This is a genomic window from Streptomyces sp. NBC_00876 (genome assembly GCF_045207435.1).
Taxonomy (GTDB): domain Bacteria; phylum Actinomycetota; class Actinomycetes; order Streptomycetales; family Streptomycetaceae; genus Streptomyces.
This window is the reverse complement of record NZ_CP108800.1, coordinates 2,648,573-2,673,577: the sequence shown is the minus strand read 5'-3', so window position 1 is coordinate 2,673,577 and position 25,005 is coordinate 2,648,573. Positions and strand designations below refer to the sequence as shown.

Below are 25,005 nucleotides of genomic sequence, written 5' to 3'. Positions count from 1 at the left end.
CGGCGTTTGTTTCGCCACACCTCTGAGCACTCACCTCCCGCTCGTTCGGGAGAGGCCGCTCGTCCAATCCGGATCATCACGGGTCCCCGGACCCGTGTGAGCGGCTGGCTTCAGAGGTTTTCGCTTCGAGTGAGAGTGAGATCCGCGTGTACGCCATCGTGCGCAGCGGTGGTCGCCAGCACAAGGTTGCTGTCGGCGACATCGTTGAGGTTGACAAGATTCCCACCGCCAAGGTTGGCGACACGGTAGAGCTCTCTACCCTGCTCGTTGTCGACGGCGACGCCGTGACCAGCGACCCGTGGGTGCTTGACGGCATCAAGGTCCAGGCCGAGATTGTGGACCACCACAAGGGCGCGAAGATCGACATCCTTCGCTACAAGAACAAGACCGGCTACCGCCGTCGCCAGGGTCACCGCCAGCAGTACACGGCGATCAAGGTCACCGGTATCCCCGCGGCTGCGAAGTAAGGGACTGAGGAGACATGGCACATAAGAAGGGCGCATCGTCCACTCGGAACGGGCGCGATTCCAATGCTCAGCGGCTCGGCGTGAAGCGCTTCGGCGGTCAGGCCGTCAACGCCGGTGAGATCCTGGTCCGCCAGCGCGGCACCCACTTCCACCCGGGCACGGGCGTCGGCCGTGGCGGCGACGACACGCTGTTCGCCCTCGCCGCCGGTGCGGTCGAGTTCGGCACGCACCGTGGCCGCAAGGTCGTGAACATCGTTCCGATCGCCGGCTGACTTTCGGCGCTCGTAGAGCGGTTTGACGTGGAGGCGGACCTCACTTCCTTTAACGGGAAGTGGGTCCGCCTTTCGCGTGTTGCTCCTACAGGGGCACGAGCGAGACATTTCTGCACGTATGTAACTGGAGGTTCCAACCATGACCACCTTCGTGGACCGCGTCGAGCTGCATGCCGCCGCGGGTAACGGGGGCCACGGCTGCGCCTCCGTTCACCGTGAGAAGTTCAAGCCGCTGGGCGGCCCGGACGGCGGCAACGGCGGCCGCGGCGGCGATGTGACCCTGATCGTCGACCAGGCCGTCACCACGCTCCTCGACTATCACCACCACCCCCACCGCAAGGCCACCAACGGCCAGCCCGGTGCCGGTGACAACCGCACCGGCAAGGAGGGCCAGGACCTGATCCTGCCCGTGCCGGACGGCACCGTGGTGCTGGACAAGGACGGCAATGTGCTCGCCGACCTGGTCGGCCAGGGCACCATGTTCGTCGCGGGCCAGGGCGGCCGCGGCGGCCTCGGCAACGGCGCGCTGGCCTCCGCCCGGCGCAAGGCCCCCGGCTTCGCGCTGCTCGGCGAGCCCGGTGAGAGCCGCGACATCGTCCTGGAGCTCAAGACCGTCGCCGACGTGGCCCTGGTGGGTTACCCGAGCGCCGGCAAGTCCTCGCTGATCTCGGTCCTGTCCGCGGCCAAGCCGAAGATCGCCGACTACCCGTTCACGACCCTGGTCCCGAACCTGGGCGTGGTCACCGCGGGCAGCACCGTCTACACCATCGCCGACGTCCCGGGCCTGATCCCGGGCGCCAGCCAGGGCAAGGGCCTCGGCCTGGAGTTCCTGCGCCACGTCGAGCGCTGCTCGGTGCTCGTACACGTACTGGACACCGCGACGCTGGAGTCCGACCGTGACCCGGTCTCCGACCTCGACATGATCGAGGAGGAGCTGAAGCTGTACGGGGGTCTGGACGACCGGCCCCGCATCGTCGTCCTGAACAAGATCGACATTCCGGACGGCCAGGACCTCGCGGACATGATCCGTCCGGAGCTGGAGGCCCGCGGCTACCGCGTCTTCGAGGTGTCCGCCGTCGCCCGTACCGGCCTCAAGGAGCTCTCCTTCGCCCTGGCCGGCGTCATCGCCGAGGCGCGTGCCGCCAAGCCGGTGGAGGAGGCGACCCGTATCGTCATCCGGCCCAAGGCCGTGGACGACGCCGGGTTCACCGTGGTGCTGGAGGACGACGGCATCTACCGGGTGCGCGGCGAGAAGCCGGAGCGCTGGGTGCGCCAGACCGACTTCAACAACGACGAGGCCGTCGGCTACCTCGCGGACCGGCTGAACCGGCTCGGCGTCGAGGACTCGCTGCGCAAGGCCGGGGCCCGTGCCGGCGACGGCGTGGCCATCGGAGCCGAGGACAACGCCGTCGTCTTCGACTGGGAGCCGACCGTGACGGCCGGTGCCGAGATGCTCGGACGCCGTGGCGAGGACCACCGTCTCGAGGAGCCGCGTCCGGCCGCTCAGCGCCGCCGCGACCGCGAGTCGGAGCGCGACGACGTCAGCAAGGAGTACCAGGAGTTCGACCCGTTCGCGTAAGCACGGGAGAACCGACACCGGTCCCGGTTCCCTTCGGGGGAGCCGGGACCGGGTGTTTTCCGGGCCGTCCGGGTCAGGCGCGGCCGGCCTGTTCGAGCGCCTCGGCGGGGGAGGGCGCCGGTGTGCGCTCGGCGAGCGGGACGACCGGCAGCAGGGTCTCCTCGCCCAGGAAGACCCTGCGCACGACGCGCTCCGCGGCATGCCCGTCGTCGTAGTCGCAGTAGCGCTCCCGGAACGCCTTGCGCAGCCCGTCCGACGTCTCGCTGTGCCACTGGCCGGAGCCGAGGACCTCGGTGAGCTGCTCCTGGCTGGTCGCGACCGTGCCCGGGGGCTCGGCCATGAGGTCGAAGTAGCTGCCGCGCACGACCCGGTAGGTGTCCCAGTCGTCGGCGTAGATCACGATCGGCCGGTCCAGGTTGGCGTAGTCGAACATCGCCGAGGAGTAGTCGGTGATCAGGGCGTCCGCCGCGAGGTAGAGCTGTTCGACGTTCCCGTGCGCGGAGACGTCGATGATCCGCCCGCTGGCCTGGAGCTCGGCGAGCCGGTCGGTCGGCCTGTAGAAGTAGTGACCGCGCACCAGCAGGGTGACGTCGGGGCCCAGCTCCTCGGCCAGCTTCGGCAGATCGAGCCGCGGGGCGAAGGACTTCTGGTACTCGCGGTGGGTCGGCATGTAGAGAAACGCCTTGGAGCCGTCCGCCAGACCGAGCTCGTGCCGGGCCTGCGACACGTCCGCCGCGGTGGCGTTGACCAGCACGTCGTTGCGCGGGTAGCCGGTCTCCAGCGTGGTGTACCGGCACGGGTACACCCGCTCCCACACGGTGGTGGAGAACCGGTTGGCGGACAGGCTGTAGTCCCAGCGGTCGCAGCGCCGGAGCAGCTTCTCCATGTCCATGCTGGTGGACGCGGGGTACTGGGCCTGGTCGAGCCCCATCGTCTTCAGCGGGGTGCCGTGATGGGTCTGCAGATGGATCTGGCCCTCGCGCTTGATGACGGTGTCGCCGAAGTTCACGTTGTTCGTCAGGTACTTGGCGCGGGCCATGACCGCCCAGTACTCCCGGGAGCCGACCACCACCGCCTCGACGCCCTTGGGCACCCGGTCGCGGTGCTCGGCGCGGACGGCCCAGACGCGGCGCATGTCCGGGGCGAGACGGCCCAGCTCGGCCTCGATCGCCGCCGGGTTGCAGGAGTAGCCGCGGCCCCAGTAGGCGGAGAACACCGCCAGGTTCTCGTCCAGCGGCATGCGCAGCTGGGACTTGTAGAACATGCCCAGGGCGGCGCGCTTGGCCCGGCCGAGGCGGGCCCGGCTGCCCAGCTGGGCGCGGTTGCGCACGTTGTTGGCCCGGGTGATCCCGAAGTACGCCGAATAGGAATCGACGCCCAGCAGCGCGTATTTGTAACCGCGGCCGCCCGGCGGCCGCTCGAATCCCTCCGGGAGGCGGCTGCTGTAGTCCTTGGCCGCCCGGTGGAAGAACTCGGCCCGCGCGTTCCGCGGAAGCCGGCCGGGCTTTTCCAGAACGGTCAGGAAGTGGTCGACCATTTTCCTGAACAGCGCCGGACGCCAGGAAGCGAGCTCGGGCCGCTCGTCCAGGTAGGCGAATACACGGTCGTACTGATCGAAAACATCGAAATGCTTTCGGCTGACCGTACGGAGAATGTTTCCGCCTTCACGTCGCTGCCGGTACAGCACACAGGAACGGTCGAGCACGGCGATGCGCTCCGCAGCGATCAGCGAGGTGTACGTCCACGGAGCGTCCTCGTAATACCCGGGCGGGAAGCGGAAACCGTGGCGGGTGACGAATTCGCGGCGGTAGGCCTTGTTCCACACGATCTGCAGGAGGTCCAGCAGCTGGGGCCGGTCGGCCAGCGGGAAGACGGCGGGATCGCCCTCGTCCAGCAGGTCGGCGCGCTTGTTGCGCAGCAGACGCCCGTCCCAGTACGTGCGGGTGTAGTCGTAGATCAGGACGTCGGGGTCGTCCGTCGCGTCGAGCCGCGCGGCGATGGCCGCCAGGGAGCCCGGGGCCAGGGTGTCGTCGCTGTCGAGGAAGAGCAGATAATCGCCCTTCGCCCGGTCGAGACCCGCGTTGCGCGCCCGGCCCAGCCCCACGTTCTCGGTGAGGTGCAGCACACTGACCCGGGGGTCACGCGCGGCGTACGTGTCGAGGATCGCGCCCGAGCCGTCGGGGGAGCAGTCGTCGACGCCGATGACCTCGAAGTCGGTGAAGTCCTGCTCGAGCACGGAGTCGAGACACTCCCCGATGTACCCCTGCACGTTGTACGCAGGCACGATGAGTGTCAGTCGAGGCATCGTCCACCAGTTCCAGAGAGCTGTCCGCAGGGTCTGTGCGAGGGGCGCGGTGCGCACCGTGGAACAGTGGGTCGGCGTCCGGCACCCGGACAGAGTAATTGATCGCCGCCGGTGCGTTCGGTGCGGTGAGGCCCGCTCCGCGGATTGCACATTTCCTGCACGTAGAGTGAAGCCGATGGGTACGGCAGACAGGGAGACGCACGACATGACCTGGATGGTTACGGGTGGGGCGGGATACATCGGTGCGCATGTCGTGCGCGCGATGATCGCGGGAGGTCAGCAGGTGGTCGTGTTCGACGACCTGTCGACCGGCAGCGCGGAGAAGGTCCCCGCCGGGGTGCCGCTGGTGACCGGCAGCGTTCTCGACCGTCAGGCCCTGGACGCGGCGATCCGCGACCACGGTGTGACCGGTGTGGTTCACATCGCGGGCAAGAAGCAGGTGGGCGAGTCCGTCGAGCGCCCCCTCCACTACTACCGGGAGAACGTCACCGGCCTGGAGGTGCTGCTGGAGGCCATGGTCGCGGCAGGCGTCGACCGGCTGGTCTTCTCCTCCTCGGCAGCCGTCTACGGCATGCCCGATGTCGACCTCGTCACCGAGGAGACCCCGTGCGCGCCGATGAGCCCGTACGGCGAGACCAAGCTCGTCGGCGAGTGGCTGATCCACGCCGCCGCCAAGGCCCACGGGCTGCGCTGCGCCTCGCTCCGCTACTTCAACGTCGCCGGTGCGGCGTCGCCGGAGCTCGCCGACGCCGGGGTGTTCAACCTCATCCCGATGGTCTTCGAGCGCCTGGAGGCCGGCGAGGGCCCGCGGATCTTCGGTGACGACTACGCGACGCCCGACGGCACCTGCATCCGCGACTACATCCACGTCGAGGACATCGCCTCCGCCCACCTCGCGGCCGCCGGCCGGCTCGCGGAGGCCGAGGCCGGTACGGACCTCACGCTGAACATCGGCCGCGGTGAGGGCAGCTCGGTACGCGAGATGGTCGAACGGATCCTCAAGGTCACGGACAACGGCGACGTCGAGCCCGACGTGACCGCGCGCCGCCCCGGCGACCCGGCACGCGTGGTCGCGGGCGCGGACCGGATCCGCGCGGAGCTGGACTGGTCGGCCCGGTTCGGTGTGGACGAGATGATCGAGTCCGCCTGGCAGGGCTGGCGCCTCCGCCACCCGTAGGCACACTTGCGCGACGAGGCCCGGTACCAGCCCCAGGGGGTGGTACCGGGCCTCCGTGCGTCCGAGGCACGGGCAGGTCACGCCTCGGGCAGCGGCTCCGCCAGGTCCTCCGGCCCCGCCTCCTTCGCCGCCGCCTCGGTCCGTCCCGCACCGCGCTGCGCCGGGATCGCGGGGAGCAGCCGGTTCATCATCCGTACGTGGTGTTCGTCGGCGACTTCGCAGAGACCGAGCGCCGCCTCGCCGATACGGACCCGGGAGGGCGGGTCCGACGGGCCCGGGAGGCGGAGCTTCAGACCGGCCCTGGCCCCGGCCGGTCCGTCGCCGCCGGGGTTGCGCACCGAGTCGAGTGGGGCGGGGACCTGCGCTACGTCCGGGGTGAGGATCGTCGCCGCGCCGATCGTCGGGAAGGCCTCGCCGAAGGTGGGCGGCCGGCCGGAGGCCCCTTTCGTGGCGCGCGGGACGGGGAAACCGATAATGAGTTCGATGTCACGGACGTGTGTTTTGTGGTTTCCGTGAACCGGGCCGGAAAGAAAGAGAGCGGTTCGGTTACGGGAGGCCGCCGCTTTTCCTCCGGATGTGTCGGCAACGGGTCGCCAAGGCTGTTTTGTCGCAGATAGGACAGTGAATCTCAGTAAGGTCACCCGGTAGGTCGCAGCTGCGACAGGACCGCCATCTCATCGTGGGGGCAGAAACTGTGAAGGCTCTCGTACTTTCCGGTGGGGCAGGCACCCGGCTTCGTCCCATTACCCATACCTCGGCCAAACAGCTGGTTCCGGTCGCGAACAAACCGGTGCTGTTCTACGGCCTGGAGGCGATCGCGGAAGCCGGCATCACCGAGGTCGGCATCATCGTGGGCGACACCGAGGAGGAGATCCGGGCAGCGGTCGGCGACGGCTCCCGGTTCGGCATCGACGTCACCTATATCCCGCAGTCCGAACCGCTCGGCCTCGCGCACGCGGTCCTGATCGCCCAGCGCTTCCTGGGCGACGACGATTTCGTCATGTACCTCGGCGACAACTTCATCGTCGGCGGGATCGCCGGGCTGGTCGAGGGGTTCTGCGCGGACCGGCCCGACGCCCAGATCCTGCTGACCCGGGTGCCCGACCCGACATCGTTCGGTGTCGCCGAACTGGACGGGGACGGCAGGGTGGTGGCCCTGGAGGAGAAGCCGAAGGAGCCCAAGAGCGATCTGGCGCTCGTCGGCGTCTACCTCTTCACCCGGGCCATCCACGAGGCCGTCCGCTCCATCCGGCCGTCCTGGCGCGGGGAACTGGAGATCACCCACGCCATCCAGTGGCTCATCGACCAGGAGCGCGACGTCCGCTCCACCACGATCCGCGGCTACTGGAAGGACACCGGCAACGTCACCGACATGCTGGAGGTCAACCGGACCGTGCTGGAGACCGTCGAACCGTGCACCGAGGGCGCCCGCGTCGACGACGAGAGCGAGATCATCGGCCGGGTGCGGATCGAGCCGGGCGCCCGGGTCACCCGCAGCCGGATCGTCGGGCCCGCGATCATCGGCGCCGGGTCGGTGATCAGTGACGCCTACGTCGGACCGTTCACCTCGGTCGCCCAGAACTGCCGGATCGAGGACAGCGAGATCGAGTACTCCATCGTGCTGCGGGGCGCCTCCATCGACGGCGTCCGCCGCGTCGAGGCCTCACTCATCGGCCACGACGTCGAAGTGACCCCCGCGCCGCGGAGCCCGTCCGCCCACCGCCTCGTCCTCGGCGACCACAGCAAGGTGCAGATCTCCTCATGACGAACCACCTCCTGGTGACCGGCGGCGCCGGCTTCATCGGCTCGCACTACGTCCGTACGCTGCTGGGCCCGGACGGCCCCGGCGACATCGCCGTCACCGTGCTCGACAAGCTCACCTACGCGGGCAATCCGGCCAACCTCGACGAGGTCCGCGGCCATCCCGGTTTCTCGTTCGTCCAGGGCGACATCTGCGACGCGGAGCTGGTCGGCACCCTCATGGCCGGGCACGACCAGGTGGTGCACTTCGCCGCCGAGTCGCACGTCGACCGCTCCATCGACGGCGGCGCCGCGTTCGTCCGCACCAACGTCGTGGGCACCCACACCCTCGTCCACGCCGCGTACCTGGCCGGTGTCGAGACCTTCGTGCACGTCTCCACCGACGAGGTCTACGGCTCGATCGACGAGGGCTCCTGGACCGAGGACGAACCGCTCGCGCCCAACTCCCCGTACTCCGCCTCCAAGGCGTCCGCCGATCTGATCGCCCTCGCGTACCACCGCACCCACGGGCTCGACGTACGGGTGACCCGCTGCTCCAACAACTACGGGCACCACCACTTCCCCGAGAAGGTCATCCCGCTCTTCGTCACCAACCTGCTGGACGGCCGGCCCGTCCCGCTCTACGGCGACGGCGCCCACGTCCGCGACTGGCTCCACATCGACGACCACGTCCAGGGCGTCGACCTCGTCCGCACCAAGGGCCGCGCGGGCGAGGTCTACAACATCGGCGGCGGCACCGAGCTCTCCAACAAGGAGCTCACCGGGCTCCTGCTGGAGGCCTGCGGCGCCGGCTGGGACACCGACGTCATCCACGTCGAGGACCGCAAGGGGCACGACCGGCGCTACTCCGTCGACTGCACCAGGATCCGCGAGGAGCTCGGCTACGAGCCCCGCAAGGACTTCCGCACCGGCCTCGCCGAGACCGTGCGGTGGTACCGCGACAACCGGGCCTGGTGGGAGCCGCTCAAGGAGAGGGCCGCCCTGTGAGCCCGCTCTGGCTGGTCACCGGGGCCGCCGGAATGCTGGGACAGGACCTGATGGCCGCGCTCGCACGCGAGGACATCACCGCCGTCGCGGCGAACCGCACCGTCCTGGACATCGCCGATCCCGCCCGCGTCCGCGATCTGCTCGCCACCCACCGCCCCGCCGTCCTCGTCAACTGCGCGGCCTGGACCGCCGTCGACGACGCCGAGAGCCAGGAGGACGCCGCGCTGCGGGTCAACGGCACCGGGCCCGCCGTCCTCGCAGCGGCCTGCCGCGAACACGGCACCGTCCTGCTCCACGTCTCCACCGACTACGTGTTCGCCGGCGACGGCACCCTGCCGTACGGCGAGGACGCGCCCACCGGCCCGCGCAGCGCCTACGGACGCACCAAACTGGCCGGCGAGCGGGCCGTGCTGGAGACCCTTCCCGACACCGGGTACGTCGTCCGCACCGCCTGGCTGTACGGCGCGGGCGGCGCCAACTTCGTCCGGACGATGATCCGGCTGGAGGGCGTCAAGGACACCCTCGACGTGGTGGACGACCAGCGCGGGCAGCCCACCTGGACCGCCGACCTGGCCGGCCGGCTGGTCCGGCTCGGACAGGCCGCGCTGGAGGGCACCGCCCCGGCGGGCGTCTACCACGGCACCAGCGGCGGCGAGACGACCTGGTTCGGCTTCACCCGGGAGATCTTCCGGCTGCTCGGCGCCGACCCGGCCCGCGTCCGGCCGACTACCAGCGGCGCGTATCCCCGCCCGGCACCCCGGCCCGCGTTCAGCGTGCTCGCGCAGAGGCGGTTCGCGGCGGCCGGGATCGAACCCATCCGGGACTGGCGCACGGCACTGGGCGAGGCGTTCCCGGCGCTGCTCGCCGCCGAACGCCCCTGATCAGCGGCCGGGTGACCCGCGAGCGGGCGGGGGGCAGGTCACCCGACGGTTTCCAGCGCCGGTCCGTCCGCCCGCACGCCGGGCACCGGCGCACCGCCCGCCCGCAGCCGCGCGTAGTACGCCTCGCACTCCGCGTACGAGGGAAGCAGCCCCTGCTCCCCGGCCCCGGCCAGCGAGGGCGCCGCGGCGTCCTTCCCGGACAGCAGCGGCGCGATGTCCGCCGGCCACTCGATGCCCAGCTCCGCATCGAGCGGATCGATGCCGTGCTCACGCCCCGGGGCGTAGCCCTCGGAGCAGAGATAGAGGACGCACGCGTCGTCCGTCAGCGCCATGAAGGCGTGGCCGAGCCCCTCGGCGATGTAGACCGCCCGGTGATCGGTGTCGTCCAGGCGCACCCCCTCCCACCGCTTGTACGTGGGCGAGCCGGTCCGGACGTCCACGATCACGTCGAGTACCGCGCCGCGCACGCACTTCACGTACTTCGCCTGGCCCGGCGGGACGTCGGCGAAGTGGATCCCGCGCAGCGTGCCCCGGCGCGAGGTGGAGAAGTTCGCCTGCGCGAGCCCCAGACCGTGTCCCGCGGCCTCCCCGAGGTCCGAGGCCCTGAACCATTCGTGGAAGCTGCCGCGGCTGTCGGTGATGAGTTCGGGCTCGTGCACCCAGGCCCCTGGAATGGAGAGCTGGCGCATGTGATCACGTCCTGTTCCTGAGATTCGCCGAGTCCTGTCGCCGTGGTGCCGGCGTCTTCAGCAACGAGTCGCGGGGCGGAACGGATACGGAACGGTATGGATGCGGACGAATCGGGGTCCACGGTACGGAACGTGAAGGCGCCGAATTCCCCGCTCGCGTAGATTGCGGGGTCCAGCGAGGCGAACCACGGGGGATGCGCGTGTCAGGGGCAAGGCAGGGCGTCACGGAGGCCCGCAGGATCGTGGTCAAGGTCGGTTCCTCCTCCCTCACCACCGCGGCCGGCGGTCTCGACGCCGACCGGGTCGACGCGCTCGTAGATGTGCTCGCCAAGGTGCGCAGCGGCGGCGAGCGGGAGGTCGTCCTCGTCTCCAGCGGTGCCATCGCGGCCGGACTCGCTCCGCTCGGACTGCACCGCAGGCCCAAGGACCTGGCCAGGCAGCAGGCCGCGGCCAGCGTCGGCCAGGGACTGCTCGTCGCCCGCTACACCGCCTCCTTCGCCCGCTACGGAGTCCGCGTCGGCCAGGTCCTGCTCACCAGCAACGACACCAGCCGCCGCGCCCACTACCGCAACGCCTACCGCACCCTGGACCAGCTCCTGGACATGGGCGCTCTGCCGATCGTCAACGAGAACGACACCGTCGCCACCGACGAGATCCGCTTCGGTGACAACGACCGGCTCGCCGCGCTCGTCGCCCACCTGGTCCGGGCCGATCTGCTGATCCTCCTCTCGGACGTGGACGGCCTCTACGACGGCGACCCGAGCATCCCCGGCACCACCCGCATCGCCGAGGTCACCGGCCCCGCCGACCTGGCCGGGGTCACCATCGGCAGCGCCGGCAAGGCGGGCGTCGGGACCGGCGGCATGGTCACCAAGGTCGAGGCCGCCCGGATCGCCACGGCGGCCGGCATCCCGGTCGTCCTGACCTCGGCGAGCCACGCGGCCGACGCGCTGGCCGGCCGCGACACCGGCACCTACTTCCACCGCACCGGGCGCCGTTCGGCGGACCGGCTGCTGTGGCTCGCCCACGCCTCCACCCCGCAGGGTTCGCTGACCCTGGACGACGGGGCCGTGAAGGCGGTCGTCGAACGCCACAGCTCACTGCTGCCGGCCGGGATCGCCGCGGTCGAGGGCGAGTTCACCGCGGGCGACCCGGTGGAGCTGCGCGACCTGCGGGGGCGGCCGGTGGCCCGCGGGCTCGTCAACTTCGACGCCAAGGAGATCCCGCAGCTCCTCGGCCGCTCCACCCGTGACCTGGCCCGCGAACTCGGCCCCGCCTACGAGCGCGAGGTCGTACACAGGGACGATCTCGTCCTCCTGCACACCTGACGCACCGCTGAAACGGCTGAAAGTCCAGCCTTCGGGCGGAGACCTTCACGAAAACCACCCCATGCCGGGCCGCGGGCTGGTCCACTTTGTAGCAGGGACACTGCGGGGTACAGCACAGCAACACATCACAGGAGGCCGCCGGTGAGACGAGCGCGCCCGGGGGCGCCGCCCCGAGGAACGGGTGGCCGCACCCTGACCAGCGTCAGCGCGGGTGCCGGCTTCGACGAGAACGGGTCCGCGGACCTGAGGGAAAAACGGACCACCGGGCCCGAACCCGCCGTGGCCGGTCAGGAACGTACACAGTCGAAGCTGTGGCACATCACGCTCTGTGTCTCCGGCGCCGAGATCCCGCTGAAGGAGGTCAGACGCGGTCTCGAGCAGCTCGCGCACGACCACCCCTTCCTGCTGACCAGCCGTTATGCCAACGACCATGCGGAGATCCGCTACTGGGAAGAGGCCCGCGATCTGCACGACGCGGCGGCGGTGGCCCTGCGGCTGTGGGGGGAGCACCGCTCCAGCGCCGGTCTGCCGCCCTGGGAGATCGTCGGCCTGGAGGTCATCGACCGCGAGACGTACCACCAGCGCGTCGCCGAGGGGTACGGGCCGCCCCCGGCCGCCCCGGTCGGCGTGCACCCGTACTGATCCGGACGCCGTTCCCGCGTCGCTGTCTCGCATCACGGGATACGTGACGGATGCCCGCAGTGTGCGCACTACTCTGCGGGCATGACCACGCTCTCGCCGTACGACAACATGTCCCCGGTCGCCCAGGCCGCCTACCGGGCCCGCTCAGCGGCCGCCGACATCGCGCCACTTCCGCGCGCGGCGAAGGACGACGCGCTGCTGGCGATCGCGGACGCGCTCGAGGTACGGACGAGCGACATCCTGGAGGCCAACGCCGAGGACGTGGCACGGGCCCGCGAGGCCGGGACCAGCGAATCGGTCGTCGACCGGCTCACCCTCACCCCCGAGCGGATCCGGGCGATCGCCGCCGACGTGCGGGACGTGGCGGCGCTGCCCGACCCGGTCGGCGAGGTCGTGCGCGGCTCGACCCTGCCCAACGGCATCGACCTGCGCCAGGTCCGGGTGCCGCTCGGCGTGGTCGGGATCATCTACGAGGCCCGGCCCAATGTGACGGTGGACGCGGCGGCGCTCTGCCTGAAGTCGGGCAACGCCGTACTGCTGCGCGGCTCGTCCTCCGCCTTCGCCTCCAACACCGCGCTCGTACGGGTGCTGCGCGACGCGGTCGGCGGCTCCGGACTGCCGGCCGACGCGGTGCAGCTGGTGCCGGGCGAGAACCGTGACTCCGTACGCGAGCTCATGCGGGCCCGCGGTCTGGTCGACGTGCTCATCCCGCGCGGCGGCGCCTCGCTGATCCGTACCGTCGTCGAGGAGTCCACCGTCCCGGTGATCGAGACCGGCACCGGCAACTGCCACGTGTACGTGGACGCGGAGACCGACCTCGACATGGCCGTCGCCATCCTGGTCAACTCCAAGGCCCAGCGGCCGAGCGTCTGCAACGCCGCGGAGACGCTCCTGGTGCACAAGGACGTCGCCGCCGCGTTCCTGCCGCTCGCCCTGGACGCCCTGGCCGAGGCCGGCGTGACCGTGCACGGCGACGAGCGGGTCCTGGAGTACGCCGAGGGGTCCAAGGCCACCGTGGTGCCGGCGACGCCGGAGGACTGGGAGACCGAGTACCTCTCGTACGACATCGCGGCAGCCGTCGTGGAGTCGCTGGACGCGGCCGTGGCGCACATCCGGCTCTGGTCGTCCGGTCACACCGAGGCGATCGTGACCACTTCGCAGGCCGCGGCCCGCCGATTCACCCAATTGGTGGATTCGACGACGGTGGCCGTCAACGCATCGACGCGCTTCACCGACGGCGGTCAGTTCGGCTTCGGCGCCGAGATCGGCATCTCCACACAGAAGCTGCACGCCAGGGGCCCGATGGGGCTGCCGGAGCTGACGTCCACGAAGTACATCGTGACCGGCGACGGCCACGTGAGGTGACCTCCGAATGCGCCGGATGCGCCGTCTCCCTGCCCAAAACCACCCCGCGGGTCTAGGCTGAAGCCGTGCCGGACGACGTGGGGGGCAGGCCGTTCCCGAACGGCTGGGAGCCCGACGACGACCGCGGGGGCGCGGACGAGGACTTCGCCTCCGTGGTGTTCGACGAGGACTTCGTACGGGCCGCCGAGTTCCATGAACCCACCGCTGTCGAGCGGTTGTTGGCGGCCGCCGAGGCGCGGGCCGAGGCCGACGCCTTCCGCGCCCGGACCGGCGGCGGCCCGCTGGACGACGAGTTCTACGACGACGGCTACGGGCCCGGCGCATACGGCCACGGCAGCGCCTACGGCGACGGGCCGGACCGCGACGACGGCTACTACGACAACAGCCCCTACGGGCGTCACGGCGGTTCCCTGCGCCCCTACCGGGGTGCGGCCCGCTGGCACCGCCCGGTGGCCTGGCTGCTGGCCGTACTGATGGGCGTCGGCATGGTCGCGCTGGCCTTCAGCGCCGTCTACCGCAATACCTCGGGCGACCGGCAGGACCAGGTCCCGCCACCGGCCACCAGCGGCGTGGACAGTGCGCCGGGACCCACCGCCGCCCCGTCCGCCGCCGAGAGCTACTCCCGCCCGATGGTCTCCGCGGTCCCGCGCACCCCCTGAGGGCGGCCGGCCGGCTGCGCACCTCTCCCGTGCTTCCGACGCGACGGGCGACCGCCGCGGCGGTTCCCGCCCGCCACCGCGTTTACCTTCGCCGTAATCGACCTACTCTGAAGGTATGACCCCTCATCCGCTCGAAGAGGGGGCTTCTCACCTGTCCCGGCGTGCCCACGCACGACGGGCAGGCCCTGTCCGGAGCCTTTCGGCCGGAAGGGGTGCACCGTTTCGGCCCCGGTCGGTGGCGTGGAGTCGGGAGAAGTCATGGCAGACCGCGGAGATCCCCCCGATGGTCCATCGGAGAACGGCGCGAGCGGCAGCGAGGACGAGTACCGCTCGCTCGTCTTCGACGAGTCCTTCGTGCGCGCTGCCCGGCTGCAGGAATTCTCCGCGAAGGAGCGCATGGGGGAACACGCCCGTGCCGTACGCAGCCTGCCGAACCGGACCTTCCGCAACGGCTCCCGGGCCGCACTCGCCCTGGTGGTCCTGATCGCTCTGGCCTTCGGCGCGGCCGTCTTCATGGGCTTCCGGCACCCTTACCAGAGCCCCGTGGGCAGACGGGCCGAGCCGCTGCGGATGACCGTCGTCCCCCTGGCGCCGCGCGGCCCCGTACCGGCGGGCACCACGGCCGCCCTCTTCGCGAGCAGCCCCGCCGCCCACTATCCGAAGGGCGTGGCGGGCATCAACCTCCCGGTGACCCGGCGCACGGACAACTTCTCGGAGAGCCAGGTGGTCGCCGCCCTGATCACCGTCAAGGACTATCTGGCGGCCTCCTCGCTCGACCCCGACGTGCTCGGCGGGAACGCCGTACGGCCGGTGGAGTCACTGCTCGACCCGGACCAGATGGTCCAGTTCGACCGGAGCATGAACGAGCCGTACAACGACGGCCGGCACGCCGCGACCGGCTGGCTGGTGAGGTTCGACCCGGCCGCGGTCACCCCGGACCCCGAGGTCCGGGTCCGGGGCACGCTGCGCTACGCCGAGGTGGGGGCCGACGCCCTGGAAGTGGTGTCGGACCACACCTTCACCTATGTCCTGCGCCCGGCCGTCTCGGGCCCCCAGCAGGAGGGCGGGGCCTCGCTGTTCACCGTACGGCGGGAGATGCGCTTCCGGTTCGACCGGGAGGACCTGCGGCTGCACCGGCTGGAGGTGCAGACCAGCTACCTCCAGGCAGGGCCGCAGTCCTGCTCGGCCGACACCACCGGTGCGCTGCGGCCGCTGCTCGCGGGCCGGCGGGCCGTCCCTCGCGGCCCCGCGGGCACCGACCCGTACGAGACGGGCCGGCCCACCGCGGCACTGTGCGGGACGCTGGAGGTCAGCTCCCTGCCGTCTGCGGCCCCTCAGGGTCCTGTGGCCCCGGTGAGTCCTGGGAGCCGTCCGTAGACTCGCCGCCCCTGGCGGCCCCGCCCCCGCCGGTGAACTTGTCCCGGAGCTTGCCGCCCAGATCCCCGGCGCCGCCCGCTATGTCGCCGACCAGCTTCATCAGCGGGTCCTTGCTGCTGCGCACCGAATCGGCGTAGTGCGAGGCGGACTCCTTGAAGGAGTCGGTCACCGAGGTGTCCTTGTCCTCGTCACGCCGGGGGTAGTGACCGTCCATGATCCGCTGGTAGTCGCGGGTCTCCGACCACTTCTTCAGCTCGGCCGCGCGCACCGTGGTGAACGGGTGCGTGCGCGGGAGCACATTGAGGATCTTCAGGACGGAGTCACGCAGGTCGCCGGCCTTCTCGTACTCGTCGGCCTGGGCGAGGAAGGCGTCCACGTTCATCTCGTGGAGGTGATTGCCGCCGGCGATCTTCATCAGCCCGCGCATCGAGGCCTGCAGGTCCTGGCCGACCAGCAGTCCGGCCCGGTCCGCGGACAGCTCCGACTTGCGGAACCACTCGCGCAGGGCCGTGACGATGGCCATGATCGCGACATTGCCGAGCGGGATCCAGGCCACCTTGAGAGCGAGACCGGTGAGGAAGAGCAGTATCGTGCGGTACACGGCGTGACCGGACAGGGCGTGCCCCACCTCGTGCCCGACGACCGCCCGCATCTCCTCCTCGTCGAGCAGCTCCACCAGACCCGTGGTCACCACGATGATCGGCTCGTCGAGGCCGATGCACATGGCGTTGGGCCGGGGGTCCTGGCTGACGTACATCGGCGGGACCTTCTCCAGGTCCAGGATGTAACAGGCGTCCCGCAGCATGTCGTTGAGGTGGACGAACTGGGCGTCGCTCACCCGGACGGAGTCCGACAGGAAGAGCAGTCGCAGACTGCGCTCCGGAAGCAGCCCGCTCAGCGCCTTGAAGACGGTGTCGAAACCGCTCAGCTTGCGCAGTGCGACCAGGGCCGAGCGGTCCGCCGGGTGTTCGTACGCCCGGGACGAGATTCCCGGGAAACGCCTGCGCTGCCTGCTCGGCACGCGCTCATGGTTCTCGTTGCTGCCGTCGGTCATGAATGGGCCCCCTGTTCGTACGAGACGTCGCTCGCCCCCTGACAAATCCCAGCGTAGGTGCTGGGGCTACGGTGTGCGGGGGGCTGTGGATAACTGAGGAGACGCCCGAGATGCCGCACACCGTTGCTCTGTTCGCCGCCGCATCCGAAGAGCAGGGACCGGGCAACACGATCCGGATCGTGCTGCTCGCCTCGCTCGTCGGAGCCGGCCTGCTGGCCTGGTTCCTGCTGCGCGGATACCGCAACGACGACCACAACGACTGAGTCGGCGTGAGCGTGCCCGAGGCGCCCGCATACGATGGCCGCGACGTCTTCCCTCCGACTCCCGATCGATAGGTCCTGCCGAAGATGAGCCTCACGAGCACCGCACACCAGCTGGTCACCGTCGCCGCCGAGGGCGCCGAGCACGGCGGCAACCATGAAAGCCTCAACCCGCTCCTCACCGGTGGCGGTGCGTTTGTCGCGCTTCTCCTCCTTCTGTGGATCACTACGCGCTTCAACCGCGACCGCTGAGGCCGAGGCGTACAGCTGTGCCAGTAGGCTCTGCACGCATGGGAGAGCAGGAAGTGCCTACCGGCCGCGGAAAGCGCCGACTCGGCGTGATGGGCGGGACGTTTGACCCGATTCATCATGGACACCTGGTGGCGGCCAGTGAAGTGGCCGCCCAGTTCCACCTCGACGAGGTGGTCTTCGTCCCGACCGGGCAGCCGTGGCAGAAGAGTCACAAGCAGGTCTCCCCGGCCGAGGACCGTTATCTGATGACGGTCATCGCGACAGCGTCCAACCCGCAGTTCTCGGTCAGCCGGAGCGATATCGACCGCAACGGCCCCACGTACACGATCGACACCCTGCGGGACCTGCGGGAGGTCCACGGTGACGCGGATCTGTTCTTCATCACCGGCGCCGACGCGCTCTCCCAGATCCTCACCTGGCGGGATGCCGAAGAGCTGTTCTCGCTGTCCCACTTCATCGGTGTGACCCGGCCGGGGCACGTGCTCACGGACGACGGGCTGCCGGAGGGGGGCGTCTCCCTCGTGGAGGTTCCCGCGCTGGCGATCTCCTCCACGGACTGCCGCGAGAGGGTCGCCCAGGGGGATCCGGTCTGGTACCTGGTGCCGGACGGTGTGGTCCGCTACATCGACAAGCGCCAGCTGTACCGCGGCGAATGAGCCACGGAGAGGGGCACCGGTGAACGACCGACAGAACCCGTACGACCCGTACTACCAGCAGCCGCAGATCGTCGGTTACGACGAGTACGGGCAGCCGGTGTACCAGCAGCCGGGGCAGCAGCAGTACGACCCGTACGGGCAGCAGCAACAGCAGCAGCCCCAGCAGCACCCGGGACAGCAGCAGCCCCCTCAGCAGGCGCCGCAGGCCGGCCAGGGGTACGGCTACGACCCGTACGCCCAGCAGCAGCCTGCCGCTCCGCCCCCGCAGCAGTACGACCCGTACGCCACCCAGCAGCACCAGCCCCAGCAGCCGTCCCCGCAGCAGGGTTACGGCTACGACGGCTACGGCTACGACACGGGTCAGCAGCCCGCAGCGGTCGACACGACCCAGCAGTGGATCCCGCAGCAGGCCCCGGCGCCGGCCCCCGTGGCCGCTCCGCCGGAGCCCGAACCCGAGACCGGGGCGGCGGCCGTTCCCGGGCAGCGTCGTGGCGAGCGGGACTACCGCACCGAGCAGTTCTCCTTCATCGAGGAGCCCGACGAGGACTCCGAAGACGTCATCGACTGGCTCAAGTTCACCGAGAGCCGCAGCGAGCGCCGCGAGGAGGCACGCCGCCGGGGCCGCAACCGGATGGTCGCGCTGATCGTCGTGGTGGCCCTGGTCGTCGTCGGCGGCGTGGGCTACCTGTGGTCCGCGGGCAAGATCCCCGGTCTTTCCGCAGGGGAGAAGGAGAACACCGCGACGACCGGTCCGCAGCGGCGGGACGTCATCGTGGTCCACCTCCACAACACCAAGGGCGGCGGTACGTCCACGGCCCTGCTCGTCGACAACGTCACCACCAAGCAGGGGACCACGGTCCTGCTCCCCAACTCCCTCGCCGTCTCCGACGAGGACGGCGTCACGAGCACGCTCGGCAAGTCGGTGGACGACGACGGGACCTCCGGGACCCGCGACTCGATCGACACCCTGCTCGGCACCGACATCGGCGGTACCTGGCGGCTCGACACGCCTTACCTGGAGAACCTCGTCGACCTGGTCGGCAACATCGACATCGACACCGACACCGATGTGCCCGATACCAAGAAGGGCGTCGCGCCACTGGTGAAGAAGGGCGAGGCGCAGACGCTCAGCGGCCCGATGGCCGTCGCCTACGCCACGTACCGCGGTCCCGGCGAGGCCGAGGCCAAGCAGCTCATGCGCTTCGGCCAGGTCATGCGCGGGGTGCTGCGGAAGGTGTCGGACGACCCCAAGGCCGCGACGGTCACCGTGCAGACGCTGGCCCAGATCCTGGACCCGTCACTGCCCGAGGCGGACCTCGGCGCCTTCCTGGCGAAGCTCGCCGAGCACGCCAAGATCGGCGACTACAAGACGGCGCTGCTGCCGGTCCAGGACGACGGAACCCTCACCGAAGCGGCCACCGAAAGCGTCGTCAAGGACATCCTGGGCGGCACGGTCAAGGCTCCGGACGCGGACGCGGCGGTGCGGGTCGGGATCAAGAACGCCACCGGTGACGACCGCGGGACGGAGTCCGCCCGCATCCAGCTGGTCAACGGCGGCTACTCCTTCGTCAACAGCGGGAAGTCCGCCGCGGTGGCCTCCTCCCAGGTCCTCTACAGAGAGGCGGCGGACAAGGAGAAGGCGACCCAGGTCGCCAAGACCCTCGGACTGCCGGTGAACGCGGTGAAGAAGGGCAAGCCGGCCGGGAACGCGGACGTGTCCGTCGTCATCGGCCAGGACTACAAGATCGATTAGCGCCGGGCCGGGCCGGTCCGCCGGTCCGGCCCCGCCAGTCCGGTAGACCGTCCGCAGGGCCGGTCCGCCGGGTCGGTCCGCCGGTCGGTTTCAGGGGCGGCTCCGGGATGGTTCCAGGGCCGCCCCGCTGCTGTTCGCGGGCCGCTCCGGGGCGTCTTCGGGGCTGGTCCGGGCCGCTCCGGGGCCGGTCCGGGGCGCCGCGGGACGACTCCTGAACGATCTTCTGAATATGACTGCGTGGGCTGTCGGTGGTCCGTGAGACCCTAGAGGTCTCTCTGACCGCCGACGAAAGCCTGCTTGTGACCGCCACGGACCGCTCCATCGAGCTCATCAACGCCGCCGCTCAGGCGGCCGCCGACCGGCTCGCGCACGACATCATCGCGTACGACGTCAGCGACGTGCTGTCGATCACGGACGCCTTCCTGCTGGCCTCGGCCCCCAACGACCGCCAGGTCAAGTCGATCGTCGACGAGATCGAGGAGCAGCTTCAGAAGAAGCTCGGCGCCAAGCCGGTCCGCCGTGAGGGCGACCGCGACGCCCGCTGGATCCTCCTCGACTACGTCGACATCGTCATCCACGTCCAGCACAGCGAGGAGCGCGTCTTCTACGCGCTGGAGCGCCTGTGGAAGGACTGCCCCGAGATCGCCCTCCCCGAGGACGCCGTGAAGACCCGCGGCAAGGCCGAGGAGCACGCACAGCTCACCGGCAGCACGGAAGGTGAGCAGAACTGAACGGCAGCGCAAGCGGCAGAGGCCGCAGGATCGTCCTCTGGCGCCACGGCCAGACGGCATGGAACCTGGAGCGCAGGTTCCAGGGCTCCACGGACATCGAGCTCACCGAGGAAGGCGTCGGGCAGGCCCGCCGGGCCGCCCGGCTGCTCGCCTCGCTGAAGCCGGACGCGATCGTCGCGTCCGATCTTCGGCGGGCGGCGGCCACGGCCGCCGAGCTCGCCGCGATCACCGGCCTCGAAGTCGCGCACGATCCGGGACTGCGCGAGACCTACGCGGGCGCCTGGCAGGGTCTCACCCACGAGGAGATCGTGGGGCTGTACGGCGAGCAGTACGCGGCGTGGAAGCGCGGCGAGGCCGTGCGGCGCGGCGGCGGTGAGCTGGAGACCGAGGTGGCCGACCGGGCCGCCCCCGTCGTGCTCGCCCATGCCGACAAGCTGCCCGACGACGGCACGCTCGTCGTCGTCAGTCACGGCGGCACCATCCGGACGACCATCGGCCGGCTGCTGGGCCTGGAAGCGCATCACTGGGAAGGGCTCGGCGGGCTCTCCAACTGCTGCTGGTCGGTGCTGGGCGAGGGCGCCCGCGGCTGGCGGCTGCTGGAGCACAACGCCGGCACGCTGCCCGAACCGGTGCTCGGCGACGACGACTGACCGGATGCCCGCGTGGTGCCCGCAGGGCATCTTCGGGCGGCATCGGCCGGATTTCACTTTCTGGCTGGTCACAGGCTAAAGTTCTTCTTGTTCGCAGCGCGGAAACGCAGGGAAACAAAGCGAACAGCGGGGCTATAGCTCAGTTGGTAGAGCGCCTGCATGGCATGCAGGAGGTCAGGAGTTCAATTCTCCTTAGCTCCACAATCAGGATCCCGTCCCCGGTCAGGGGGCGGGATCCTTGCTTGTTCCCCGGGCCCGGCCGGTCTCCCTCCGGTGGGCGCGCAATGCCGCCAGTTGCTGCCCGCTCGCCTCGTCGGCAGGTGTGTACACGACGATCCGGCACTCCGGCATCCCGTTGACGGACAGCGAAACCGATGTCATCCGTATCTCGGAGGACGCCGCCCAGTGCCGGAAGGTCTTCACCCGGGGCCCCGGGGGTGTGACGTCGCCGCTGCGCCACAACCGGGCGAAGTACGCACTGGCTGCCGAGAGATCGTCGACGAACCGTTCCCAGGCGGGCTCGCCCGCATGGCGTCCGTACCCGCTGCGCAGGGTCGCCACCATGAGGGGCAGTTCCTGGGAGCGGTGGACGACCGGGCAGTCCTGGTCGGACGCCGTGAACAGGGCCCACAGGACGTTCCGGATCCCGGACTCCGTCATCGCGGGCACGCCGAACAGGTCGAGGTACGCGGGATTGGTCGCCAGGATGTCGTAGCGCGCGTTGTAGACGGCGGCGGGGCGCGGGTCGAGCGCGTCGATGATGCCCTGGATCTCCTCGCCGACCTCGGCAGTGCCGGACTGCCTGCCGGGGATGTACGCCACCTCGGCCAGGTGGTAGAGATGCTCGCGCTCGGGCGGGTCCAGCCTGAGCGTCCGGGCGACCGCGTCCAGGACCTGCGGGGAGGCGTTGATCGGGCGGCCCTGTTCCAGCCAGGTGTACCAGGTGACGCCCACTCCGGAGAGCTGGGCGACCTCCTCGCGGCGCAGCCCCGGGGTCCGGCGCCGGAAGCCCGGCGCCATGCCCACATCGGCAGGGGTCACCCGCGCCCGGCGGCTGCGCAGAAAGGCGGCGAGCTCCGGCCGCCTGCCGTGCCGCGGCCCGCGCCGGGCCGGCCCCGCCGCCCGGTCCGGCTGTTCCTGCGAACTCCGCTGCTGCGTCGTCACCGTCGTCACACCCCCATCGTCGGCGCTTCTCCCCGGGGTTGCCAGGTGCTGCCGGTACCAGCATCAGCGGGCTCTCGTTACCCGTATGCGGTCACGGCCAGCCTTGGGGCCATGGCCACGACCTCCGGGACGACCACCCGTTCCGTACCCAGTAAAGACCGCATCACCGACAGCCGTCCCGGGCGCCTGCTCGCGCTCGTGCTGGCAGCCCAGTTCATGGCGCTGCTCGACACCTTCATCGTCAATGCCGCCGCCCCGACTATCCGCACCGAACTCGGCGCCTCCGGGGCCGGGTTGCAGCTCTTGGTGGCCGGCTACACCGTCTCGTACGCCGTGCTGCTGATCACCGGAGCGCGGCTCGGCACCGTGTTCGGGCACGGCCGCGCTCATCTGGCGGGGCTCGCTCTCTTCACCGTCGCCTCGCTGGCCTGCGGACTGGCTGCGGGGACGGGGCAGTTGATCGCCTTCCGGGTGATCCAGGGGGTGGGCGCGGCAGTGATGATCCCGCAGGTGCTCAGTCTGATCCAGAGGACCTTCACCGGTGCGGCGCGGGTGCGGGCGCTCGGCGCGTACAGCGCCGTGCTGGCCACCGGAGCGGCCGCCGGGCAGGTGGTGGGCGGTGTGCTGGTCAGCGCCGATCTGTTCGGGGCGGGCTGGCGGCCGGCGTTCCTGGTCAATGTGCCGATCGGGCTGGTGCTGCTGGTGCTGGGCGTCCGTGTGCTGCCGCGTGAACCGCGGAGCGGGCAGGCCCGTGAGGAGGTCCGCGCCCGCGGGCTGGACGCGACGGGACTGGTGATGCTCGCGGCGGGCGTCACCCTGCTGACCGTCCCGCTGGTTCTCGGGCAGGAGCTGGACTGGCCGGCCTGGACCTGGATCTGCCTGCTCGCCTCCGTCGTGGTCCTCGCCGGATTCGCCGTGTACGAGACCCGGCTGGCCGCGCGCGGCGGCGCACCCCTGATCGCGCTCGGAGTGCTCCGCATCCCCGGCATCGCCCACGCGACGCTGCGCATTCTTCTGGTGATGGCGATCAACGCGGGCTTCCTCTTCACGATGACGATGCACGTCCAGGGCGGTCTGGGGTATTCGGCGCTGCGTGCGGGGCTGATGTTCGCGCCGACCGCGCTGGTCTTCGGAGCGGTGGGGCTGACCTGGCGACGGTGGCCGGCCCGGCTCCAGGGCGCCCTGGTCCCGGCCGGGTTCGTCCTGGTCGCCGTCGGTTCGGCGGCCGTCGGCCTGGTCATGCGGGACGGCGGTGACGGCGGGATCGGGCTCTACGCGGCGTTCGTGGTCACGGGCGCCGGCCTGGCGCTGGGCTTCAGCCCCACCCTCACGGGCGCTCTGGCGAACGTACGGCCGGAGGACGCCGCCGACGCCAGCGGTGTGCTGGTGACCGTCACCCAGCTCGGCCAGGTGATCGGCGTCGCGGCGGTCGGCACGCTCTACCTCAACCGCCTTGATACGCCTGGGGCGCAGGGTTCGGGAGAGGCATTGTGGGTGTGTGCGCTCGCCCTGTCGGCGGCTGCCGCCGTGGGCGCGCTCACAGGTCTCGTGAGGCGTCGGCGGAGGGCGGGATCTCCGGCGGGCTGACCCCCTTGCGGGGTCATGGCAGAATCGGACCGCCGGAGGGGGAGACGGACCGAACGGGAGGGAGTGTGCGATGCCTGCGAGCCGCCACGAGGTCCCGGACCTGCCCTTCGTCCGTCGAGGCCGCGCCGGCACCGGCCGTCACGCCGGCAGCCCGTCCCCGGTGGTCCGAACGTCCGGCGGCAGCGCCGGGATCCTCCACGTGTGCACGGCCCGCGGCCGCAGCCGGAGCTGATCCATGGGTGCACACAGGCGGAAGTGCGACTGGTGCGGCAGCGGTACGCCCATCGTCAGGGACATGGATCCGGTCAATGTGGACTACCAGTACTGGTGCGAGGAATGTGCGCGGGCACTGGTCATAAAAGGCGACCCCATCGAGACCTACCGGGAGCTGGAGGGGGAGCCGATCTACGGACGGCTGCTGGAGGAGCACTGCACGCTCAAGCGCTTCTACTCCTTCGCGACCGCCTGACCGGCCCCCGTCGATCGGCCGGAGGCGGGCCGGCCCTAATCGATTTGGTGGACGGCCGGGGGGACCGGTAATGTTCTCGATGTCGCCGCGGGAGACCGGGCAACACAACGCGGGGCTATAGCTCAGTTGGTAGAGCGCCTGCATGGCATGCAGGAGGTCAGGAGTTCAATTCTCCTTAGCTCCACAGTGAAGAACGAACAGCGGGCCATCCGAATCGGATGGCCCGCTGTTCGTTCTGTGCGACCGGCGACCTTGCTGGGGCGGCGAAGGTGCTGCGCGGCGCGCCGGTCGCGGCGGTCACCACCATCAGCAGCACCCGGTCAGTGCGCCGAAGCCGATCAGCCCGGCCGTGCCGCCGACCCCGAGGCCGAAGGGTATGAGGGCGCCGAGCAGGTCCACCTGCCCCAGCGAGACCTTCACCGTGACATGGAGCAGCAGGAAGGCCGGCGAGGCGGCCGCGGTGGTGCGGCTGACGGCCTGGCCGATCAGCCGCTGACGCGAGGAGAGGAACAGCCGGTCGGCGGCGAGCAGGCCCCAGCACGCCGCGGCGGTGAGCGAGACCAGCGAGAGGACACCGGTCGTGAAGTCGAGCGTGGCACGCAGACCGTCGCTGCCCGCCACGGCGAGCAGCGGGAGGAGAACCAGCACGGCGAAGGTCGGCCCGCCCTGCACCTGGCGGCCCGGTCCCTGGAAGGGCGCGGCCGATGAGTGGATCCCGCGATGAGGGTTCATGGGAGCCGGCTCCGAATGGCTCGGCAAAGCGGTCCCGCGGCCGCCTGCTAAGTCGCCCCATACCGGCCAGTACGGGGTTAGAGCGGTTGCCCCGATAGAGGTCGGTACGCGGAGTAACCGCCGCTTCCCGGGCGTTCCCCCGTACGTTTCGCATCCTGTCGTGTCCACGGACCGGAAGTGCCCGGAGAGAGGCCGGGCCCGTGCGGTA

General features: G+C 70.5%; 26 protein-coding genes and 2 tRNA genes. 22 read left to right on the top strand and 6 right to left on the bottom strand.

The features are described from left to right. Nucleotides 1-146: 146 nt before the first annotated feature. From rplU to obgE, 3 genes are all read left to right on the top strand, one after another. A complete protein-coding gene (gene rplU / locus OG782_RS11740) occupies nt 147-467 on the top strand; it encodes a 50S ribosomal protein L21 (RefSeq protein ID WP_018551604.1) in 321 nt (106 codons plus the stop codon). A gap of 14 nt (nt 468-481) precedes the next feature. Beyond that, complete coding sequence (gene rpmA / locus OG782_RS11735; RefSeq protein WP_018103204.1) at nt 482-739, top strand: 50S ribosomal protein L27; 258 nt, start codon at nt 482-484, stop codon at nt 737-739. 139 nt (nt 740-878) lie between these two features. Next, a complete protein-coding gene (gene obgE, locus OG782_RS11730; RefSeq protein ID WP_406450029.1) occupies nt 879-2,318 on the top strand; it encodes a GTPase ObgE in 1,440 nt (479 codons plus the stop codon). 73 nt (nt 2,319-2,391) lie between these two features. On the opposite strand, the gene OG782_RS11725 is transcribed toward obgE, so the two are convergent. After that, a complete protein-coding gene (locus OG782_RS11725; protein WP_406459004.1) occupies nt 2,392-4,623 on the bottom strand; it encodes a CDP-glycerol glycerophosphotransferase family protein in 2,232 nt (743 codons plus the stop codon). A gap of 205 nt (nt 4,624-4,828) precedes the next feature. Between OG782_RS11725 and galE the strand changes: the two genes are divergently transcribed. Then, nucleotides 4,829-5,800, top strand: coding sequence for a UDP-glucose 4-epimerase GalE (gene galE / locus OG782_RS11720; RefSeq protein WP_406459002.1), 972 nt, complete (start codon nt 4,829-4,831; stop codon nt 5,798-5,800). A 77-nt stretch (nt 5,801-5,877) separates the two neighbouring features. Here galE and OG782_RS11715 read toward each other — a convergent pair whose 3' ends face one another. Next, nucleotides 5,878-6,138: a hypothetical protein gene (locus OG782_RS11715; RefSeq protein ID WP_406450027.1), complete on the bottom strand. Its 261-nt coding sequence runs from the start codon at nt 6,136-6,138 to the stop codon at nt 5,878-5,880. A 356-nt stretch (nt 6,139-6,494) separates the two neighbouring features. Between OG782_RS11715 and OG782_RS11710 the strand changes: the two genes are divergently transcribed. The 3 genes from OG782_RS11710 to rfbD are packed head-to-tail and all read left to right on the top strand — an operon-like array spanning nt 6,495 to nt 9,429. Then, entirely contained in the window at nt 6,495-7,565 is a 1,071-nt protein-coding gene (locus OG782_RS11710; RefSeq protein WP_406459000.1) for a glucose-1-phosphate thymidylyltransferase, read from the top strand. Further along, nucleotides 7,562-8,548: a dTDP-glucose 4,6-dehydratase gene (gene rfbB / locus OG782_RS11705; RefSeq protein ID WP_406450025.1), complete on the top strand. Its 987-nt coding sequence runs from the start codon at nt 7,562-7,564 to the stop codon at nt 8,546-8,548. Before OG782_RS11710 ends, rfbB begins: the two co-directional genes overlap by 4 nt. Next, nucleotides 8,545-9,429, top strand: coding sequence for a dTDP-4-dehydrorhamnose reductase (rfbD, locus tag OG782_RS11700; protein ID WP_406450023.1), 885 nt, complete (start codon nt 8,545-8,547; stop codon nt 9,427-9,429). The genes rfbB and rfbD overlap by 4 nt, the downstream gene beginning before the upstream one ends. Before the next feature lie 38 nt (nt 9,430-9,467). Here the strand turns inward: rfbD and OG782_RS11695 are convergent, their stop codons facing one another. Continuing rightward, nucleotides 9,468-10,118 carry a dTDP-4-dehydrorhamnose 3,5-epimerase family protein gene (locus tag OG782_RS11695; protein ID WP_406450021.1) on the bottom strand — a complete coding sequence of 217 codons (651 nt, stop codon included), beginning with the start codon at nt 10,116-10,118 and terminating at the stop codon, nt 9,468-9,470. Between the two features lie 194 nt (nt 10,119-10,312). On the opposite strand from OG782_RS11695, the gene proB reads away from it, so the two are divergent. The 5 genes from proB to OG782_RS11670 all read left to right on the top strand — a co-directional run bounded on the left by proB (nt 10,313) and on the right by OG782_RS11670 (nt 15,489). Continuing rightward, nucleotides 10,313-11,446 (top strand): glutamate 5-kinase, encoded by a 1,134-nt coding sequence (gene proB / locus OG782_RS11690; protein WP_406450019.1) that lies wholly within the window; start codon nt 10,313-10,315, stop codon nt 11,444-11,446. A 141-nt stretch (nt 11,447-11,587) separates the two neighbouring features. After that, nucleotides 11,588-12,088 carry a hypothetical protein gene (locus tag OG782_RS11685; protein WP_406450017.1) on the top strand — a complete coding sequence of 167 codons (501 nt, stop codon included), beginning with the start codon at nt 11,588-11,590 and terminating at the stop codon, nt 12,086-12,088. 81 nt (nt 12,089-12,169) lie between these two features. Continuing rightward, nucleotides 12,170-13,453 (top strand): glutamate-5-semialdehyde dehydrogenase, encoded by a 1,284-nt coding sequence (locus OG782_RS11680; RefSeq protein ID WP_406450015.1) that lies wholly within the window; start codon nt 12,170-12,172, stop codon nt 13,451-13,453. A gap of 65 nt (nt 13,454-13,518) precedes the next feature. Next, the gene (locus OG782_RS11675) at nt 13,519-14,112 is read left to right on the top strand and encodes a hypothetical protein (protein ID WP_406450013.1); all 594 of its coding nucleotides are present in this window, start codon (nt 13,519-13,521) and stop codon (nt 14,110-14,112) included. A 258-nt stretch (nt 14,113-14,370) separates the two neighbouring features. Then, nucleotides 14,371-15,489 (top strand): hypothetical protein, encoded by a 1,119-nt coding sequence (locus OG782_RS11670; protein ID WP_406450011.1) that lies wholly within the window; start codon nt 14,371-14,373, stop codon nt 15,487-15,489. Here OG782_RS11670 and OG782_RS11665 read toward each other — a convergent pair. Further along, nucleotides 15,422-16,543 (bottom strand): M48 family metallopeptidase, encoded by a 1,122-nt coding sequence (locus OG782_RS11665; RefSeq protein ID WP_406450009.1) that lies wholly within the window; start codon nt 16,541-16,543, stop codon nt 15,422-15,424. The two genes, OG782_RS11670 and OG782_RS11665, sit on opposite strands and share 68 nt — an antisense overlap. Nucleotides 16,544-16,653: 110 nt before the next feature. Between OG782_RS11665 and OG782_RS11660 the strand changes: the two genes are divergently transcribed. The 7 genes from OG782_RS11660 (at nt 16,654) to OG782_RS11630 (ending at nt 21,046) form a co-directional block, all read left to right on the top strand. Beyond that, nucleotides 16,654-16,806: a hypothetical protein gene (locus OG782_RS11660; protein WP_406450007.1), complete on the top strand. Its 153-nt coding sequence runs from the start codon at nt 16,654-16,656 to the stop codon at nt 16,804-16,806. A gap of 84 nt (nt 16,807-16,890) precedes the next feature. Beyond that, nucleotides 16,891-17,055, top strand: coding sequence for a hypothetical protein (locus OG782_RS11655; protein ID WP_329616272.1), 165 nt, complete (start codon nt 16,891-16,893; stop codon nt 17,053-17,055). A gap of 38 nt (nt 17,056-17,093) precedes the next feature. Continuing rightward, complete coding sequence (nadD, locus tag OG782_RS11650) at nt 17,094-17,711, top strand: nicotinate-nucleotide adenylyltransferase (RefSeq protein ID WP_406450005.1); 618 nt, start codon at nt 17,094-17,096, stop codon at nt 17,709-17,711. Nucleotides 17,712-17,730: 19 nt separating this feature from the next. Continuing rightward, a complete protein-coding gene (locus OG782_RS11645; protein ID WP_406450003.1) occupies nt 17,731-19,464 on the top strand; it encodes an LCP family protein in 1,734 nt (577 codons plus the stop codon). Nucleotides 19,465-19,763: 299 nt separating this feature from the next. Then, nucleotides 19,764-20,195 carry a ribosome silencing factor gene (gene rsfS / locus OG782_RS11640; protein WP_406450001.1) on the top strand — a complete coding sequence of 144 codons (432 nt, stop codon included), beginning with the start codon at nt 19,764-19,766 and terminating at the stop codon, nt 20,193-20,195. Beyond that, nucleotides 20,192-20,845: a histidine phosphatase family protein gene (locus tag OG782_RS11635; protein WP_406458998.1), complete on the top strand. Its 654-nt coding sequence runs from the start codon at nt 20,192-20,194 to the stop codon at nt 20,843-20,845. The genes rsfS and OG782_RS11635 overlap by 4 nt, the downstream gene beginning before the upstream one ends. 128 nt (nt 20,846-20,973) lie before the next feature. Continuing rightward, nucleotides 20,974-21,046, top strand: a tRNA-Ala gene (locus OG782_RS11630). Nucleotides 21,047-21,067: 21 nt separating this feature from the next. Here the strand turns inward: OG782_RS11630 and OG782_RS11625 are convergent. Next, nucleotides 21,068-22,018, bottom strand: a complete 951-nt coding sequence (locus tag OG782_RS11625) for a helix-turn-helix transcriptional regulator (protein WP_406449999.1) — start codon at nt 22,016-22,018, stop codon at nt 21,068-21,070. A 102-nt stretch (nt 22,019-22,120) separates the two neighbouring features. Between OG782_RS11625 and OG782_RS11620 the strand changes: the two genes are divergently transcribed. The 3 genes from OG782_RS11620 (at nt 22,121) to OG782_RS11610 (ending at nt 24,249) form a co-directional block, all read left to right on the top strand. Beyond that, nucleotides 22,121-23,596 (top strand): MFS transporter, encoded by a 1,476-nt coding sequence (locus OG782_RS11620; protein WP_406449997.1) that lies wholly within the window; start codon nt 22,121-22,123, stop codon nt 23,594-23,596. A gap of 235 nt (nt 23,597-23,831) precedes the next feature. Then, nucleotides 23,832-24,065, top strand: a complete 234-nt coding sequence (locus OG782_RS11615; RefSeq protein WP_148018647.1) for a hypothetical protein — start codon at nt 23,832-23,834, stop codon at nt 24,063-24,065. Nucleotides 24,066-24,176: 111 nt separating this feature from the next. Further along, a tRNA-Ala gene (locus tag OG782_RS11610) sits at nt 24,177-24,249 on the top strand. 122 nt (nt 24,250-24,371) lie between these two features. Here OG782_RS11610 and OG782_RS11605 read toward each other — a convergent pair. Then, nucleotides 24,372-24,797 carry a hypothetical protein gene (locus OG782_RS11605; protein WP_406449995.1) on the bottom strand — a complete coding sequence of 142 codons (426 nt, stop codon included), beginning with the start codon at nt 24,795-24,797 and terminating at the stop codon, nt 24,372-24,374. Nucleotides 24,798-25,005 lie beyond the last annotated feature (208 nt).